This is a genomic window from Pseudohongiella sp., from assembly GCF_040877505.1.
Lineage (GTDB): Bacteria > Pseudomonadota > Gammaproteobacteria > Pseudomonadales > Pseudohongiellaceae > Pseudohongiella.
On sequence record NZ_JBBDNQ010000006.1, the window covers coordinates 153658 to 171769 of the forward strand.

The following is an 18112-nucleotide window of genomic DNA, read 5'->3' on the forward strand; positions in this document are numbered from 1 at the left end:
CCTGTCTGATTCAGGTGGCAGGCACACTGCTTCGATTACGTCCGTTTTCCTTGGCCTGGTACAGTGCCTTGTCACTCAGCTCCAGCCAGTCCTGATAGTCTTCAAGCTCATCGAAGTATTCCGCGACGCCCAGGCTGACGGTAACTCTGAGCGGGGTATCCTCCCAGTCAACGATCGTATTGGCTATTTTCTCTCGCAGTCTCTCGGCGAACAGCAAGGCCTGATCCTGATTGGTTTCCGGCAGGATGATACCGAACTCTTCGCCCCCATAGCGGCCGGAGATGTCAGTAGCGCGCTGTTCATGACTGACGATTTGTCCTACGTGCCGCAGTACTTCATCGCCGGCAGCATGTCCGTGGGTGTCGTTAAACGTCTTGAAATGATCTATATCAAAAAGAATTAACGATGCCGGGCGTTTGCTGCGCTGGCACCGTTTGAACTCCTGTTCCAGTCGCTCTTCCCAGTGACCCCGGTTGAACAGGCTGGTAAGTTTGTCGGTGCGACTCAATTTCTTGAGTGTTTTGTTGGCGAATTCAAGTTCATTCTTGCGCGTCGCAATTTCCGTGACATCGTAAACCAGCAGGCAGACATTGGTGATGTTGCCATTTAGGCCGCTCAACGGTATCAAGGTAATATTCTGATACATCAGGGCCGAATGCCCGGTCAGCGGACGAGTGCTTTTAAAGTTGAACATGCGCGGATGTTCTTCCCAGGTGCAGAAGGCGCGGCTTTGCAGGCTGAACACAGAATCTATCTTTCGCTTTAACCAGCTTTCCGGCAATTCAGGAAATAACTTGAACAGATTCTGGCCGCGGGCATGACTGGTGGGTATCCCGCTATGATTCTCCATGAAACTGTTCCATAACTGAACCTGATAATCGGTATCCAGCAGAATCAGTCCATTATCGAGAGTCTGCAGCAATTGCGTGAGCAGATGCAGGCTGTCCATGTCGGTGCCGGGGGTTTTATCCTTTAGCATGATGTCCCGTCCAGCGAGTCGTGCATCAGGATTTCAACCCTGGCGCGCAGTGCGGGTATTGAGTCCTCCGTCATCAGTAACAGCAGATGACAGTCCATATCCGGCGTTGACAAATGAAAAGAGATATTGACGGCAAGAACGGTTAATGGATTTGCCTCGCAATCAAGCAAAATGGGGCATTCATGTCCATGTCCCAGCATGACCGGGTAGCTGTGATTGAATTCAATATCCAGTTGTTGGCTGATACCTTTGAGACAGGATCCCACGAGTAATTCTGACAGGTCGGTCAGAATTCCGGTTTCCGAGTTACTGCCTTCCGGCATGTCCAGTGCCACCAGTGACTCAAGATCGGAAAAACCATCCGATCGTATCAGGACGATGGCCTCGCCCGCCACACCATTGCCACTGAATCCGTGTGACACGGCACTCATGGGGGTGCCGTCATCATACGGGAGATGACGGGCAAGTTTCTCGTAAGGTGTCGTGACTACATAGGGTACCGGCAGCTGTATGAATGTTCCCAATAACTCGCTGAGCCGGCTGCCGGCCTGACCCATGGCGATATTAACGACTTCGCCAAATGCCTGCAGGAAATCCGCTTTTGGTAAATCGACCGAATGTGATCCGCCCGGTATATGATCCTTGCTACTGGCAATTGACAATATGCCGTACCGGTCCAGGACTTCAGAGATTTGCTCAGGGGCGACGGGTTTTCTGAGAAAATCAAGCGCACCTGTCGCCATGACCCGGTTGCGAGCCTCAGTCTGAATATCGCCGGAGACGACCAGAACCATGGTTGGCAGGTCCTCACGACGGATCTGATCCAGCACTTCGTAGCCGTTCATTACCGGCATATTCAGGTCAAGAAACAGCAAATCTGCTTTACCCTGATGAATCGCATTAATCGCCTGTTTGCCATCCTCAGCAAAACTGACGGCGATATCCCAGTTCGAGGGCAGGGATCGGGCCATCTGCCTTCTGGCCATGGCAGAATCATCACAAATCAGAACGGCTAAAGTCACGCGGGTAAAATCCGGAATTTGATAGTAAATTACCTATTACAGTAACATATTGTGACAATTAAAGCTGCAGACAAGGCGCTAATTGCAGATTATAATTCTACCTGAAATGATGCTGCCAGGCATCGTACTGCAGGAGCGCAGGCCCATGAAGCTAATAACCTCAGGCTTTCCCAAAGCCGCTTGAGACGCCGTCGTCATTTAGCGACGCGGTTCTCGTTTCCAGTTCCAATGCTGGCACAGATCACTGTGATCGGGTGTCCTTCAAGAATATAGCTTACCGGTAACATAAAATGCTGCCCCCCGGCAGCCAGCGTTGGTTGTTGTCAGCGCAGCAGGTGTAGCAGGCAATCACCGGTTAACAGGGTTAGTTTCATGTTCAGAAAAATCAGGGCTGGCCTGAGCCTTTTTAAACAGGCTTTGGTGGGTAACGCCAGCATTAATTACACCGAAGGGTCCATCGCGCGGGCCACCTTCCTGTTGTCGGTGCCGATGATTCTGGAAATGGCGATGGAATCGGTGTTTGCTATCGTGGATATCTTTTTTGTTGCCGGGCTTGGCGCAGAAGCGGTGGCCACCGTGGGTCTCACCGAGGCCGTTATCTCATTGCTGTATGCAGTGGCTATCGGCTTGAGCATGGCAGCCACGGCCCTGGTGGCGCGGAGGATTGGTGAAAATAATCCGCAGGCTGCGGCCGTGGTGGCAGGCCAGGCGATCTGGGTAGGCCTGGCAGTATCCGTGCTGGTCGGTGTTTTCGGTTTCTTTTATGCCGGGCGTATCCTGACCTTGATGGGGGCGGATGCGGCGGTACTGGCAACAGGTGAAACCTACACCCGCATTATGTTCTCCGGTTCTTTCACCATTGTTTTCCTGTTCCTGAACAATGCAATATTCAGAGGCGCCGGTGATGCCAGTATCGCGATGCGTGCCCTGATACTGGCCAATGGTATCAATATTGTCCTGGACCCGGTTCTGATTTATGGCTGGGGGCCGTTTCCGGAAATGGGTCTGACCGGAGCTGCGGTAGCGACCAATATTGGCCGCGGTGTCGGTGTTGCCTACCAGCTCTATTATCTGTGCGCTCACAACCGCCGTATTCGTCTGGCACTGTCAGATCTTGTATTGCGCCTGACCATTGTGCGCCAGCTGTTGCGAATATCGGTAGGGGGTATCGCCCAGTTTCTCATTGCCACAGCGAGTTGGGTGTTCCTGATGCGGCTGGTATCAAATTTTGGCAATGAAGCGGTAGCGGGTTATACCATTGCCATCCGGGTCATCATTTTTGTGATTCTGCCGTCCTGGGGTTTGAGCAATGCGGTGGCAACACTGGTAGGGCAGAATCTGGGTGCCGGCAAACCTGATCGCGCCGAACGCACGGTCTGGCAGGTGGTGGGTTACAACGTTACCTATATGTTGCTGGTGGCGCTGGTGCTGATCTTTTTTCCAGTCTGGGTTATGGGATTCTTCAGTCAGGACCCTGATGTGGTCGCCAGTGGTATCCAGAGTCTGCGCATTCTGAGTTATGGCTTTGTGTTCCTGGCCATTGGTTCGGTAGTCACTCAGGCGTTCAACGGTGCCGGTGATACCATGACGCCTACCTGGATAAACGGATTCAGTTTCTGGCTGGTGCAGATACCACTGGCCTGGTCGTTGGCCATGGCAGCCGGATGGGGCGCTGAAGGTGTATACTGGTCAATCTTTATCGGGGATATGACCATGGGCATCATTGGGACGTATCTTTTTATGCGCGGCAGCTGGAAACGGCGCTCAGTGTAGTTGGATGTGAATACTGCCGGGCTGATTGTTAAACGAAGGTAAGCAATGCAAAGTAGTCAGCATCATATTATTGCCAGCGTCTCAGCATGGCTGGCGCAGGACAAACCTGTGTGGTTGTGCACGATTCTGCAAACCTGGGGTTCGTCACCTCGTCCGGTCGGCGCCATGATGGCCTGCACCGTAAGCGGTGAAATGGTGGGGTCAATCTCCGGAGGCTGTATCGAAGAAGATTTTCTTGAGCAGCTGCGACAAGGAAGCCTTAAACAGCGCTACGACAACGAGCGTAAGCCTTTTGTTGTGCAATATGGTGTTTCTGCCGAAGAGCAGGCGCGACTGCGTTTGCCCTGCGGCGGGCAATTGCATGTATTGGTTGAATTCATCGCTCCGGAGCAGGCGATGCAGGTGGTTTTTTCGCAACTGGACGCAGCCCTGAATGCCCACCAGCGTATCAGTCGGCATGTCGACCTGATCACCGGTGCTATCAGTACGCGCCAGGTCTCATCCGATGAGGCAGTACTGCTTGATGACAGGGAAATGCTGCATAGCCTGAGTCCCCGCTATCGTTTGCTGTTGCTGGGCGCGGGTGATGTGGCACGTTATGTCGCTGAACTGGCCCTGATCATGGATTATGAAGTGACGCTGTGTGACCCGCGTCCGTCATACCTTGACAACTGGCAGGTAGACGGCGTGCACCTGTCTGCGGATTTGCCTGATGATGTGGTACGCGACCACTTCAGCAACCCCTACAGCGGCATTATTGCCCTGGCACATGATCCGCGTGTGGATGATATGGCGCTGATGGAAGCACTGAAAACCGATGCTTTCTACATTGGCGCCATGGGATCCGAGCGAACGTCGGCCAACCGGCGTCTGCGCCTGCCGGAACTGGGTTTGAGTACTGAAGAAATCGCGCGTCTGCATGCGCCTATCGGTTTTTCGATAGGCAGTAAAACGCCGGCAGAAATCGCGATTTCCATTATGGCAGAACTGACGTCGGTCAGAAATACGCAGTAAGACTCCCGTCAGATAAATGGCATCAGTCCTGTTGCAGGTGTCCGTAGTCTTCGTCGTAATCGGCCATGGACGCTGCCAGCACGGTGCAGGCATGGTCGAAACCATAGGCGGGGCCGATGGACACTTTATTGGTCTTGCCGGGCACCATCTTGTACGTATTGAAGTAGTGGGCAATACGCTCAACCAGGATGGGTGGCAATTCGGCAATATCATTCATGTGTCCGTAAGCCGGATCATCCTGCACAATGGCAATGATTTTGTCGTCGGCCTCGCCACCATCGTTCATGGGCAGACCACCTACGACTTTGGCTCTGATCAGAATCTCTGTGCGGTCAATCGGTCGCTCACTTATGACGCAGATATCCAGCGGATCGCCATCACCGCATTCAGCGCCCGGCATAAGATCACGCACCCGGTCGCCACAATAGGTGCGGGGAATAAAACCATACAGCGTGGGCTGTTGTGCCGACGTGCGCTGCGGACGATCAATACACAGGTAACCGGTGTCCTTGTCGATCTCATATTTCATCTGGTCAAATGGGCTGATTTCGATGTAGGCATTCACCACGCGAGGCAGGTCTGTGCCGACTTCAAGGCCGTGCCAGGGATGGGGGCGCCAGCGAGAGAACGAAGGGGACTGTTTCATGAGCAATTGAATCCTGTAGATGATACGGGGTGTTGGAAAATGGTGCTTCAGTAAAAGGCGCGCATTATAACAACAGGCTGATCTGATGTGTAGGCGCACGACTACCCGGACAGGACACTCGTATCACCTGGCGATTGGCACAATGTCGGGCAGGAGTTGATTGGCCAGTTGCAGCAGGACATGATCCTGGCCCCAGGCGGCACTGAACATGACCCCGATGGGCAGGCCGTCAGCATTTTTATGCAGGGGCAGGGAGATACTTGGCTGCCCGGTGCCGTTATACAGGGCGGTGAATGGGCTGTAGGCAGCATAGCGGCGCGCGTATTCACGGATATCGGCTGCGTTCATGTCCAGCCAGCCCAGTTCTGCCGGAGGTAGTGCCAGAACGGGTGACAGGACCAGATCATGGTTTTCATGAAAGGTGGCCATCTGTTGTTCGATCTGTTTAATGGTATCCAGCGCGGCCAGGTATTTTGCCGCCGGGGTATTGATGCCATGGGCTGCCATGCGTCTGGTAGATTCAGCCAGGTCGATCTGATCCAGGGTCCTGCCACTGATGTCCAGCCCGGTGCTGAGGATCTGTCCGACGTGCACATTGATCAGCGTCGACATTGCTTTTGCGGCAACGGTATAGTCGATGGGCGGCGCTATTTCTTCCACGTAGTGGCCTGCGTTTTCACACTGGCGGGCGGTAAAATCGACCGCATGCAGGCAGTCCTGATGCACATCAAGTCCTGCCGGGTGCTGACGCTGAACGGCAATTCTGAGTTTTTTGGGCTCGTGCAGATAAGTCTGGTAATAGGATTCGTCAAACGCGGGCAAGGCGAACAGGCCGGGTTTCCGTAAGCGCAGCAGATCCAGAAAAGCGGCACTGTCGCGCACAGAACGACTCAACACATGGCCGACGCTCATGCCGCTCCAGGCACTGCCAAAGTCAGGCTCAACCACGCTCAGGCCACGGCTTGGTTTCAGTCCGACCAGTCCGCAGCAGGCAGCAGGAATGCGGATAGAGCCTCCGCCATCGCTGCCGTCTGCTACCGGTACGATGCCGGCGGCAACCGCAGCGGCTGAACCGCCACTGGAACCGCCGCTGCTGTGATTGAGCTGGTGAGGATTGCGGCTGCTGCCAAATACCGAGAATTCAGTGGTGATGGTCAGGCACAATTCGGGTGTATTGGTGCTGCCAAAAGGGATCAGACCGCCGTCCCGGTAGCGGCGCACGATGGCGCTGTCACTGCTGGCGACGTGCTGGCGATAAACCGCGGTGCTGCGGGTATGCGGCCAGCCGGCCACCGCGTTTACTTCCTTGATCAGAAAGGGGACGCCCGCCAGCAGACCTTCGGGTGTTGATGTGTCCATCTGCTGCGCGAGCTGACGGGCGTGTTCCCGGTCCTGATGCACAATGGCATTGAGCTGTGGATTGAGTTTGTCGCTCTGGGCGAAGGCGCATTCCAGTAGTTCGCTGGCGCTGGTCTCACCGGTCTGACGCAATTTCGCCATGGCGATGGCATCAAGTCGGGTATATTCGTCAATAGTCAGCATAGTGTCTGTCGTCCGGTGTAGTCCGCTGTAGTCGGGCATTTCGAGCATGCCATTTCAAAAAGTCAGTTTGTGTCTGACAGCCAGTCGCGCAGGATCGCGTTACGTTGCTGGTCCGGCGCTGGTGGCGGCCCTTTGATCGTTGCCGGTGTTCTGCTGAAACGCGGGGCTGGTGCCGCCTGGGTAATGGAATCGCGAGTGACAAAGGTCTGCCGCGCCTTGTTGTGGGGATGTCTGGCGGCCTCGTGTGTATCCAGCACCGGGGCAAAACATACATCACTGCCTTCCAGCAGTGCGCACCACTCATCACGGCTGCGGGTTTTGAACAGGGCGGTGAGCTTCTGCTTCAAGGCTGGCCACTGCGCTGTGTCCATTTGCGCCTGAAAAGCCGGGTCATCGATCTCGCAGCGTTGCAGCAAGGCAGCGTAGAATTGCGGCTCGATGGGACCGATGCTGATGAATTTCCCGTCGGCGCATGTATAGCTGTTATAAAAGTGCGCGCCACCGTCCAGCATATTGGTGCCCGGCTCCGCTCGCCAGCTACCGTCGGCCTGCAGCCCATGAAACAGACTCATCAGGATGGCGGAACCGTCCGTCATGGCGGCATCAATGACCTGGCCCATGCCTGAACGGCTGCTTTCCAGCAGAGCCGCCAGCACGCCGGTGGCCAGCAGCATGGCGCCGCCGCCATAATCGCCAATCAGGTTGAGCGGCGGCGACGGTGGTTGTCCGTCGCGCGACATGGCGTGCAGGGCGCCGGTGAGGGCGATATAGTTGATATCATGGCCTGCCGCCTGTGCCAACGGACCGGTCTGTCCCCAGCCCGTCATCCTGCCATAGACCAGGCGGGGATTTTGATCCATGCACGGCGTCGGCCCCAGGCCCAGGCGTTCCATGACACCAGGTCTGAAACCCTCGATCAGGGCATCGGCCTGGCTGATCAACTGCAGTGCCGTGTCGATATCATTTGGCTGCTTCAGATCCAGTGCAATTGAGCGACGACCCCGGTTGACCGGGTTATCGGGGTGCATGACCGGGCTGCCTTTGCGGTCGATACGTACCATGTCTGCACCCATGTCCGACAGCATCATGCCGCAGAAGGGCACCGGGCCTATGGCTGCCATTTCGATTATTCTGAATCCCTGTAGCGGTCCGCTCATGTTTTATGAATTCATTCATTTTGTTATTGATTTTAGGCCTGTGATCTTACATTCTTGTCGCTTCGCTGACAAAAGACAGGCCGCCAGCCACGAGGTTTTACCATGCAATTAAAACAAAAAACAGCCTTTATCACCGGTGCAGCGTCAGGCCTGGGTCTGGCTGCAGCACAACGTTTTGTTAACGAGGGTGCCAACGTCATGCTTTTTGACCTGGATGCCGAGCGCGTTAAGGCGGCGGCGGCTGACCTTGGCAATTGCGCGAATTGGGCGGCCGGTGACGTCAGCGATGAGGCACAGGTCCAGGCTGCGGTGCAAAAAACCGTAGACACGTTCGGCGCTCTGCATATCAATGTGAACAGCGCTGGAATTGGCGCCGCCGCTAAAACCGTGGGCCGGGACGGGCCCATGCCGCTGGAACAGTTCCAGCGAGTGATCCGGGTCAACCTGTTGGGCACCTTCAATGTGCTGCGTCTGTGTGCGGCGGCCATGCAGAAGAATGCACCACAAACCGATGATGATGAGCGTGGCGTCATTATCAATGTCGCCTCCGTCGCTGCCTATGATGGTCAGATGGGGCAGGCTGCCTACAGTGCGTCCAAAGGCGGTATCGTATCCATGACTTTACCCATTGCCAGAGACCTGGCGCGTGACGGAATACGGGTGATGACGGTGGCGCCGGGCATATTCTCCACACCCCTGATGCAGGCATCACCTCAGCCGGTAAAAGATGCACTGATCGACATGATCCAGTTCCCTAAACGTTTGGGGCTGCCAGAGGAGTTCGCTGATCTGGCTGTTCACATTGTTGGCAGTTCCTACCTTAACGGTGAGGTTATTCGACTGGATGCGGCTATCCGCATGGCGGCACGCTAAGAGGATTTTTCATGACTGTACAGACACATAATCCACCCTGGATGAATGAAGAACTCAACATCATGCGCGAGCACATTGCGCGTTTTTTTTACCGGGAGTTTGTTCCGCATATCAAGCGCTGGGACGAGCAAGGGGTGGTCGACCGGGACGCCTGGCTGAAGGCCGGTCAGGCCGGTATATTGTGCGCCTCGATTCCTGCCGAATATGGTGGTGGCGGCGGTGATTTTCGTCATGAAATGGTCATCGAGGAAGAAATGGCACGCGCCGGAGTGACCGGCATCGGCAACTCGGTGCATTCCGGTATCGTCGCGCATTACGTGTTTAATTATGGATCTGAAGAACAAAAACAACGCTGGCTGCCGAGAATGGCCTCCGGCGAACTGGTAGGCGCTATCGCCATGACCGAGCCGGGCACGGGTTCAGATCTGCAAGCGGTGGCAACAACGGCAGTGAAGACTGATGGCGGTTATCTGGTCAATGGCCAAAAAACGTTTCTGACCAACGGGCAACTGGCCAACCTCATTTGTGTGGTGGTCAAAACGGATCCCGGTGCCGGCGGCAGGGGGGTATCGTTGCTGATGCTGGAAACGGATTCACCGGCGGTCAAAGACAGTTTCAAGCGTGGGCGCAATCTGGAGAAAATCGGACTGAAGGCGCAGGACACATCGGAGGTGTTTTTTGATGATGTTTTTATCCCGACGGAAAATCTGCTTGGGGCGTCCGAAGGGCTGGGTTTTGTACAACTGATGGAGCAATTGCCGCAGGAGCGTTTGATTATCGCAGTCAGTGCCTGTGTTGCCATGGAAAGGGCGCTGGCTTACACCTGCGACTACGTGAAGGAGCGCAAAGCGTTTGGTAAACGTATTCTGGACTTCCAGAATACACAATTTAAATTGGCAGAGCGCTTGACCGAGGCGCGCCTGGCCCGTGTTTTTGTCGACGATTGTGCCATGAAGTTACTGGAAGGAAAGCTAGATGCGTCTACGGCGGCCATGGCCAAGTGGTGGACAACACAGAAGCAGTGCGAGATTGTTGACGAGTGCCTGCAGTTCTTTGGTGGTTACGGTTATATGATGGAATATCCCATCGCCAAGATGTATGTCGATGCCCGTATTCAGAAAATATACGGTGGCAGTAACGAGATCATGAAGTTGTTGATTGCCCGCGATATATGACGCGCTTGACAGGTTCGGGTAAAGCGCTGGTCATGCAGCAGATTCAGCAGCCATCACCCGGTCGCGGCCAGCACGTTTGCCTTTATACAGGGTTTCGTCAGCACGACGAATGATATCGCTGATTTCCGAGTCCTCTGCTCTGACCTCGGTCATAGCGAAGGTTGCTGTGATGTGAATGGTCTGGCCATTTTTGATGATGCCAATCGAGCGAAGCGATTCCCGCATGCGTTCGGCAACCTGAACAGCCTGTTCAAGTCTGGTGTCAGGCAGGATCAGTATAAATTCTTCACCACCAAAACGGCCAAGGATGTCGCCGCTGCGCAGGGGCTCCTGCAGTGCCTCGGCAACCGCATTTAATATCTGGTCACCGAACTCATGGCCGTGTTCATCATTGATATGTTTGAAATGATCCAGGTCGATCATGCCAAGCGCAATCGGTGTGCCGTGGCGTCTGTGTCTTTCGAGCTCGCGTCGGAACAACAACTCGTACTGACGACGATTGCTCAGACCGGTCAGGGGATCGGTCAGCGCCTGACGCTGCAGTTCGGTCTCCAGGGTTTTTCGGTAATCTATCTCTTGTGTCAGGGCCTTATTGATACTTTCCGCCCTGACAAGTGCCGCAAAAGCCTTGCGGTTGCCGGTGTTGATGCGTTGTGCCGCAGCGAAACCAATGGCAATCGGCCAAGCCAGTACCATGACTACCAGCACGGTTTCCACCACGCTGCCTCCGGCGATGATGACATTGAGCATGACCATGCCAACACCGACCGCGGCAATCAGATTCATCAGTTTCAGCCGGTTGGGTACAAAAATATACAGGCTCAGCATCATCATCATCATGATCGCCAAACCGAAAGCACCATCGTCGGGCAAAATATAAGGATAGACAAAAAACAAGGGGTAGCCGGCAATGGATACCAGGGTGACAGGCCAGCCCAGTGTCGCCCAGTGCGGTTTGTAAGACAGCATGAGCGCCAGCCAAAGCAGCAGGCAGACATGGGCGATGCGCAAGGAGAGCAGGATAAAAAAACCGTCACTGTAGCCCAGTGCCAGCCAGTCCGGCCAGGCAAAAATAAGCAGCAGGAAGGCCCATATTTTCAGGGCGCGGCCAAGGAAAAGGGCTACGTCAGCCTCGACGTGCCTGTGATATGCGGCTTCTGCAGCCGGATCGAGGAATTCGGCGTGCCAGCGGGAGATCGTGTAATCTTGTATTTTTGTATCGATCATTCGCAAGAGTATAACGGATTTTCTCTTTTGTAACAGCTGTCGTGATGGTCTTGCCGTTGAGCATCATCAGCTCCGCAGGGTTATTCACGTTCATGAAATCCGTTGTGTTCCCGAAATGTACATAGTTTACCGGCTTGTCGCGCAGCCAGTGTCTGACGCCATAGTGGCCATGATCAAGCTGTGCCGACAGATCATCGGCCCAGCGCCGGGGATAAAATGCGCAACAAAGTGGCTGGTCCTGCCTGCCATCATGGACCACGGCGATATCGTCAGCCGTGTTCAAGCTTGCCAGCAAGCGTTCGGGCAGGTCGGACGGAACGTTCGGCATATCGCAGGGTATGACGACCACCGGTGCTGCCTGCCGGCCATGGATACAGGCCTCGATACCTGCCAGTGGCCCGCATGGTGCGGACCGCAAGTCGGACAACACGTCATAACCAAGCGCGGCATAGCGTTGCCGATGGCGGTTTGCGCTGATCAGGATATTCACCTGCGGCTGATCGGCAAAGCGGTCCAGCAAAGCGCTGACAAACGGTATACCGGCAATCGTGAGCCAGCCTTTATCGGCGCCTCCCATGCGGCTGCCTTCGCCGCCGCAGAGGATGATCAGGGTGTAAGGTCCGGTCATGGCTGGCATTCAGAATCTGGCCTCTGCCATCAGCCACAGCTTTTGTGTATCGCTACCGAAGCCATCCGACTGATAATCGGCGTACTTCAGCGTCAGTGTATACCGCTCAGCAAATACCCGGTGGGCCTGCAGATTCCATTCGCTGCCCAGCGACATGGCATGGGTGTCTGACTGGTAGTCGTGCCACGTTGCACTCAGGCGAGTGCCTGATACCGTCCCCGACACCGAAATACTGTTGTCTTTAATCCCAACCGCAGGTGTTGTCAGAAACTGATCAGCCCAGCCCTGAAAAGCATGCAGGGTCGCCAACGGAGTCTGTACGGAAGCATTGTTACGACTGTCTGCGCCCAGTATTTCGTGAGTGAATCCGATACGGATGCCATGGGCCGTGAGGCCTGCCGATGCCAGCCAGTACATTGCATCGTAATTCACCGGATTGTTACCGTAGTCATCCTGCCGCGCCGCTTCCAGTCGATAGTCCAGTCGGCTGTTGACGGCATCAGCGGCGCCGCTCAGGGTCAGGCCTGCGGTACGCGAAGACAGCGCAGGGGCCTGCTCGAAGTCAAGTGCGTAGTAATAGGCGTTGATGTTGATGGCATCACTTATGGCCATGCTGGCATCGAGCAAATGATGATTGCTGGCCAGTTTTGCCGCTGGTGTGCCTTTGTCGGGGCCGAAGATTCGACGGGTATTGTCAATCCAGGCATAACTGAACTGAGTTCTGGCGCTCGCCTGCCAGGACAGGTTGAGCGCATCAAAGGTCTGTTCGTTCTGCCGCCAGCCAACGCTGCCAATAAAGCGCTGGTTGCCCCGCACCAGTCGTTGGCGTCCCATGACTGCGCTGCCGGTGTCAAAACGATATCGCAAGGCGGCGATATTCAGATCAGCACCGTCCGGGTCCGGAACGGTAGCGTAAAGAAACTGATTGTTGCGCGTATTATTGAATTTTTCATTGCCAATGGTGGCAACATAGTCCATCTCCAGAGTGGCATCCAGGCCTGACCAACGGGCACTGGTATAGGTCAGCCTGGATCTCAGGGTATTGGCCGTTGCGTCGCGTGAGGGCGTATCAACCTGTACGTCTTCATGACGCAGCCGGAATGACAGCGTGGTGTTGCCCTGGCTGAGAGCGGCGGCAAGGCTGTCGGCTGAATTCTCCGCAGCCATCAGTGGCAGGGATACCAGCAGTGCAGTTGAAAATATACTGCCAGCGAGCAGCCTGATCAGGGTTTTACAGGTGTTCATGTTAGTGTTCTGTTTTATGTCCTGTTTCATGTTCTGTCCTTTTCTGCGTTCTGTTGGCAAACGATTGCAAACCCGCTTTCCCCTTGATGAGTGCTGAAAACTTCAGGCTGCTGATACAGCTCTGTTCTGGTTCTGGTATTCCTCTGCCAGACTTACCACGTTGCCGACGACCAGCAGGCACGGGGTCTGTAATTTATGCTGAGCCGCCAGATCGGCGATTTGACGCAGACTGCAATAAACCGTGCGTTGCTGGCGTTTGCTGCCGTTTTCGATCAGCGCGCAAGGTGTATCAGCGTTCATGCCGTGCTGTACGAGGTTGTTGCGAATTCGGCCAAGAGCAGACAGCCCCATGTAGAAAACCAGCGTCCGCGAACTGTCGCCAGCCAGTGATGACCAGTTGCTGGTATCGCGTTCGTCGCAATGATGTGCGGTGGTCAGGCAGACATTGTTCGCGGTATGGCGTTGCGTCAGCGGGAAACCGGCCGATGCGGCACAAGCTGATGCCGCCGTGATGCCAGGCACCACATGTGTCCTGATACCGGCGGCGCGCAAGGCCAGCATTTCTTCCCCGCCCCGGCCAAAAATGAAAGGATCGCCACCTTTCAGACGTACCACTGATTTGCCCGCGCGCGCGTGGCTGATCAGCATGTGTTCAATCTCCTGCTGCGGCACCGGATGGTGCCCCGGTCGTTTACCAACATCAATGCACAGGGCATCCTTACGACGCTCATCGATCAGCTCCGCGGCGACCAATCGATCGTGAACAACCACGTCAGCCTGTCGGATCAGTCTGAGTCCACGGACACTGATCAGTTCAGGGTCGCCCGGTCCGGCGCCGACAAGCCAGACTTCACCGACAGGCAGCTGGTTCTGGTGTTGTGATAGCAGGCTTAACATACGTTCTCCGTGGTTGCTGTAGCGGTCGTTGTTGATGTTTTTGTGGATAAAGTGGTCGTTGTTGATGAGGTTGTCAGCAAGGCTGTGATCTCTGGTATACAGGAGCCGCAGTTGGTGCCGGCTCGCGTTTTTTCGCCTACGCTCTCAACACTGCGGCAACCGGATACGATGGCGTCGACAATAGTTGACTCGCGTACCTGATGGCAGCTGCACACCAGGGCGCCACTGGCGAGTTGCCCGGAGGCTCTGCCAGCGGCCAGTTGAAGGGCATTCAGCGTGGTGGCGTGCATTGCAGCCACCAGCCAGGGTTCGTCAATATCAGGTGCGGTCTCGCGCTGCGAGGCAAACCAGATAACGGGCTTGTTATGGTCATAGGCCAGCAGTCGGATTTCATCGCCGCTGCCATCGTCCATTTCTGCCCAGGTTCTGCCCGGTGACGCCCACTGTGTCTTCAGTGTGGCAATATCCAGGTCGCAATCACCGGCGAGCGTTGTAATATGCCAGTCGGTATTGCGGCGACTGCTCCAATAAACGTGCGTGGGCAGATCAATACGGTGGCGGCTGATCAATGTTGCGTGCCAGCGGCACGGCAGGGGGCTAACAGCAACACCGGTTTGTTTGAACGCAGGTTGTCCGGAAATGGCATCAAATCGGGATTCAATCAAAACGCAGGGGCGGGCAGCGGTGGTAAAACAATCATTCCAGTGTATTGGCATGAATGCGGTGCCGGTTTGCTGGGCCGTTGTTGCCCTGGCTTTGACTGTGCAGCTACCCAGCTCGTTACGGACTTGCACCAGTTGCTGAGGCTGAATGCCAAGCCTGGCCATATCGTCCGGATGCAATTCCACGAATGGTTCTGGTACATGCTGCTGCAACCGGGCACTCAGACCTGTTCGTGTCATGGTATGCCATTGGTCGCGTATACGACCGGTATTGAGCACTAAAGGCCACCGCTTGTCGCTGCTGTATGCCTGGCAGGGAGTGGTGTCAACAAATTGTGCCCGACCGGATCTGGTAAAAAAACGACCGTCTTCAAACATGCGTGCCCGGCCGGCTCTTGCCGCGACGGGGTAGGGCCATTGCGTCGGTGCAAGCTGGTCATAGGCATCGTTGTCGAGCATGGCCAATCCACTGATATCAAAATCGCGACCACCAGCGTTGTCCTGACCCGACAACAGCGCGTGTTCGCGAAATATATCGGCGGCGCATTGATAGGGAAACTGTTTACCAAGGCCCAGTCGTCTGGCGACTGCCGTGATAATCCACCAGTCCGGTTTTGCGTCGCCCGCCAGCGGCAGGAACGCGCGTTGCCGGGAAATACATCGCTCCGAGTTGGTCACCGTGCCGTCTTTTTCGCCCCAGCCAGCAGCCGGTAAACGGATGTCTGCCAGACGCAGGGTATCGGTGTCAGCCACACAGTCAGAGACCACGACACAGTCGCAGTTCGTCAATGCCTTTTTGATTTTGTCGGCCTCGGGCATGGATACCACCGGGTTGGTTGCCATGATCCAGATAAACCGGACCTTGCCATCGGCCACAGCATCAAACAGTTCGACAGCCTTCAGGCCGGGGCGCACGGGAAGTCTGTCACTGCCCCAGAAATTTCCCACAATCCGGCGGTGCGCCGGGTTCTCGATATCCATGTGCGCGGCCAGCTGATTCGCCAATCCGCCCACTTCGCGCCCGCCCATGGCATTGGGCTGGCCGGTAATCGAGAATGGACAGGCACCGGGTTTACCGATTCTGCCGGTGGCCAGGTGGCAATGGAGTATGGTGCTGGCCTGACTGACACCGTTGATCGATTGATTGATGCCCTGTGAGAAAACGGTCACAGTTTTTTCTGTCTGAGTGAACCAGTCGTAAAATGTCTGCAGCTTTTCCCTGTCCAGCTGACAACGCTGTGCCGTGGTTGCCAGGTCCATCGCAGCGGCGCGACTTCGATGTTGTGCGTCTTCAAACCCTTCGGTGTGTTTGTCGATAAACGAGTGATCAAGCGCGTCTGAAGCCAGCAAGTGTGAGAACAGGCCCGTAAACAGGCTGGCGTCGCTGCCGGGCGCCAGGTCCAGATGCAGATCCGCGATGTCAGCCGTGGCGGTGCGGCGCGGGTCAATGACCACGATGCGCATTTCCGGGCGGGCCTGTTTGGCTGCGGCGATACGTTGATAAATGACCGGGTGTGTCCAGGCCATGTTGGAGCCGGTAATGATCAACAGATCTGCCAGCTCAAGGTCCTGATAACAACCAGGAACGGTGTCACTGCCGAGCACACGTTTGTGGGCAGCTACCGCAGTTGACATGCAAAGACGGCTGTTGGTATCGATGTTGGCAGTGCCCAAAAAGCCTTTGATCAGCTTGTTGGCAACATAATAATCTTCGGTCAACAGCTGCCCCGATACATAAAAGGCCACTGAATCAGGGCCGTGTTCCCGAATACAGCGCTGTAATCGCTCGGCAACCTCGTCCAGCGCCTGCTCCCAATCAACCTCGTTGCCGTAAAGCTGAGGTTTGAGCAGTCGTGTTTCCATGCCCAGCGTTTCATGCAATGAGCTGCCCTTGACACAAAGCCTGCCCCGATTGGCCGGATGTTGCTGATCACCGGTGAGTTTGGCGATATGCTCTTGTGTGTCTGTCGGGTCAGCAATCAGGCCACAACCAACACCGCAATAGGGACAGGTGGTACGTTTGTTCATGCGCTGTCCCCCAGGCCGAACATTTCCTGGCTGCGGGATGCCACTATGCGTTGGGTTTCGATCAGTTGCGCATAACGATTGCCATCGCTGACGTCGCCGAACATGACGACTGCCTGGAGGGTATTGTCGCGCCACCATAGGCGCCGGTAGTGACCTTGTTGCGCATCACGCCAGATCATGCTCTTGTTGTGTGCGCTGGTGTTGATATCGCCGGCGGAAAAAACATCAACGCCGCTGACTTTGAGCCGGGTTGGCGTGGGCTGGTGATGGTAACAGGGCAGAGCCCTGATATTGGCATTAGCGTAGGATGACGCGCAGGTGTTCAGTACCATGGCAAGAATGCGTGCCTGCTGATAGACAGGTGCTACCAGACCGAACACGTCTTCGCCGATCTGGCAGCATTCTCCGAGGGCAAAGATGTCAGGTTTACTGGTTTGCAGCCAGGCATCTACTTTTATCGCCCGGTCTGTCTTCAGCTCGATGGTATGTGCCAGTTCGACCTCCGGGGTAATACCGAGCGCCATGATGGCAATCGAGCAAGGCAGAACAGTGCCGTCCGCCAGCTCCAGGCTCGCGAGTTGACTGCCGTTATCGGTGGTGTTGAAATGAGAGCAGTTTGCGTCGCCGTGAAAACGGATGCCGCGCAGCCGCAAACTGTCGGCAAGGTGGTTGCCTGCTTCTTCATCCAGCTGCCGGTTCATTGGCCATCCGGCATTGTGCACCACGGTCACAGACATGCCCTGATCAGCCAGGCTGCAGGCGGCCTCCAGGCCCAGCAGGCCGCCGCCGATGACAACGGCGCTGGCGTCTGGGCGAATCAGTTTATGAAGGTCTCTGGCATCCTGCAACGAGCGCAGACACATGACGCCGTTAGCTTCGCGACCTGGCACATTGAGCCGGTTCGCACGGGACCCGGTTGCCAGTACCAGGTAGTCCCAATCGATTACGTTTTTTGTGTATGTTGTAATCTGTTTCTGTTTGCAGTCAATATGGATGACCGGGTCATTGTCATACACGCGTATCTCATGTCGCTGATACCAGTCACGGGTCGCCAATGCCATTTCGGCTTCGCTGACCTGTCCCGATAGCCACGACGAGAGCAGGATGCGATTATAGGCTGGACCCGGTTCGGCGCCGATGACGGTAATCGACAACTGTTCGTTGTCGAGCTTGACCAGCTCCTGCAGCAAACGGCTGCCAGCCATGCCGTTGCCTATAATGACAAGTTTCTTTGTTTGTTTCAT

Annotated in this window: 15 protein-coding genes; 4 read left to right on the forward strand and 11 right to left on the reverse strand. The window is 55.5% G+C overall.

Annotated elements, in window-relative coordinates:
* Positions 1–10: 10 nt before the first annotated feature.
* Together WD071_RS00830 and WD071_RS00835 are read right to left on the reverse strand one after the other, a co-directional pair.
* Positions 11–979, reverse strand: a complete 969-nt coding sequence (locus WD071_RS00830) for a diguanylate cyclase (protein ID WP_368046384.1) — start codon at positions 977–979, stop codon at positions 11–13.
* A complete protein-coding gene (locus WD071_RS00835; RefSeq protein ID WP_368046385.1) occupies positions 973–2001 on the reverse strand; it encodes a response regulator in 1029 nt (342 codons plus the stop codon). Before WD071_RS00835 ends, WD071_RS00830 begins: the two co-directional genes overlap by 7 nt.
* Before the next feature lie 372 nt (positions 2002–2373).
* Between WD071_RS00835 and WD071_RS00840 the strand changes: the two genes are divergently transcribed.
* Positions 2374–3774, forward strand: coding sequence for an MATE family efflux transporter (locus tag WD071_RS00840; RefSeq protein WP_368046386.1), 1401 nt, complete (start codon positions 2374–2376; stop codon positions 3772–3774).
* 45 nt (positions 3775–3819) lie between these two features.
* Complete coding sequence (locus WD071_RS00845) at positions 3820–4788, forward strand: XdhC family protein (protein WP_368046387.1); 969 nt, start codon at positions 3820–3822, stop codon at positions 4786–4788.
* A 22-nt stretch (positions 4789–4810) separates the two neighbouring features.
* Here WD071_RS00845 and WD071_RS00850 read toward each other — a convergent pair whose 3' ends face one another.
* The 3 genes from WD071_RS00850 to WD071_RS00860 all read right to left on the reverse strand — a co-directional run bounded on the left by WD071_RS00850 (position 4811) and on the right by WD071_RS00860 (position 8133).
* On the reverse strand, positions 4811–5434 hold the full coding sequence (locus WD071_RS00850) for an inorganic pyrophosphatase (protein WP_368046388.1): 624 nt from the start codon (positions 5432–5434) through the stop codon (positions 4811–4813).
* Positions 5435–5557: 123 nt separating this feature from the next.
* Positions 5558–6976 carry an amidase gene (locus WD071_RS00855; RefSeq protein WP_368046389.1) on the reverse strand — a complete coding sequence of 473 codons (1419 nt, stop codon included), beginning with the start codon at positions 6974–6976 and terminating at the stop codon, positions 5558–5560.
* A 62-nt stretch (positions 6977–7038) separates the two neighbouring features.
* On the reverse strand, positions 7039–8133 hold the full coding sequence (locus tag WD071_RS00860; protein ID WP_368046390.1) for a CaiB/BaiF CoA transferase family protein: 1095 nt from the start codon (positions 8131–8133) through the stop codon (positions 7039–7041).
* Positions 8134–8235: 102 nt separating this feature from the next.
* Between WD071_RS00860 and WD071_RS00865 the strand changes: the two genes are divergently transcribed.
* Together WD071_RS00865 and WD071_RS00870 are read left to right on the forward strand one after the other, a co-directional pair.
* The gene (locus tag WD071_RS00865) at positions 8236–9006 is read left to right on the forward strand and encodes an SDR family NAD(P)-dependent oxidoreductase (protein ID WP_368046391.1); all 771 of its coding nucleotides are present in this window, start codon (positions 8236–8238) and stop codon (positions 9004–9006) included.
* Positions 9007–9017: 11 nt separating this feature from the next.
* Entirely contained in the window at positions 9018–10181 is a 1164-nt protein-coding gene (locus WD071_RS00870; RefSeq protein WP_368046392.1) for an acyl-CoA dehydrogenase family protein, read from the forward strand.
* A 30-nt stretch (positions 10182–10211) separates the two neighbouring features.
* Here WD071_RS00870 and WD071_RS00875 read toward each other — a convergent pair whose 3' ends face one another.
* From WD071_RS00875 to WD071_RS00900, 6 genes are all read right to left on the reverse strand, one after another.
* The gene (locus WD071_RS00875) at positions 10212–11408 is read right to left on the reverse strand and encodes a GGDEF domain-containing protein (RefSeq protein WP_368046393.1); all 1197 of its coding nucleotides are present in this window, start codon (positions 11406–11408) and stop codon (positions 10212–10214) included.
* Positions 11308–12045, reverse strand: coding sequence for a molybdenum cofactor guanylyltransferase (locus tag WD071_RS00880; protein WP_368046394.1), 738 nt, complete (start codon positions 12043–12045; stop codon positions 11308–11310). The genes WD071_RS00875 and WD071_RS00880 overlap by 101 nt, the downstream gene beginning before the upstream one ends.
* Positions 12046–13311: a hypothetical protein gene (locus WD071_RS00885; protein ID WP_368046395.1), complete on the reverse strand. Its 1266-nt coding sequence runs from the start codon at positions 13309–13311 to the stop codon at positions 12046–12048. It abuts the gene before it with no gap.
* 72 nt (positions 13312–13383) lie between these two features.
* Positions 13384–14178 carry a uroporphyrinogen-III C-methyltransferase gene (gene cobA, locus WD071_RS00890; protein ID WP_368046397.1) on the reverse strand — a complete coding sequence of 265 codons (795 nt, stop codon included), beginning with the start codon at positions 14176–14178 and terminating at the stop codon, positions 13384–13386.
* On the reverse strand, positions 14172–16868 hold the full coding sequence (locus tag WD071_RS00895; protein ID WP_368046398.1) for a molybdopterin-dependent oxidoreductase: 2697 nt from the start codon (positions 16866–16868) through the stop codon (positions 14172–14174). The genes cobA and WD071_RS00895 overlap by 7 nt, the downstream gene beginning before the upstream one ends.
* Entirely contained in the window at positions 16865–18112 is a 1248-nt protein-coding gene (locus tag WD071_RS00900) for an NAD(P)/FAD-dependent oxidoreductase (RefSeq protein ID WP_368046399.1), read from the reverse strand. The genes WD071_RS00895 and WD071_RS00900 overlap by 4 nt, the downstream gene beginning before the upstream one ends.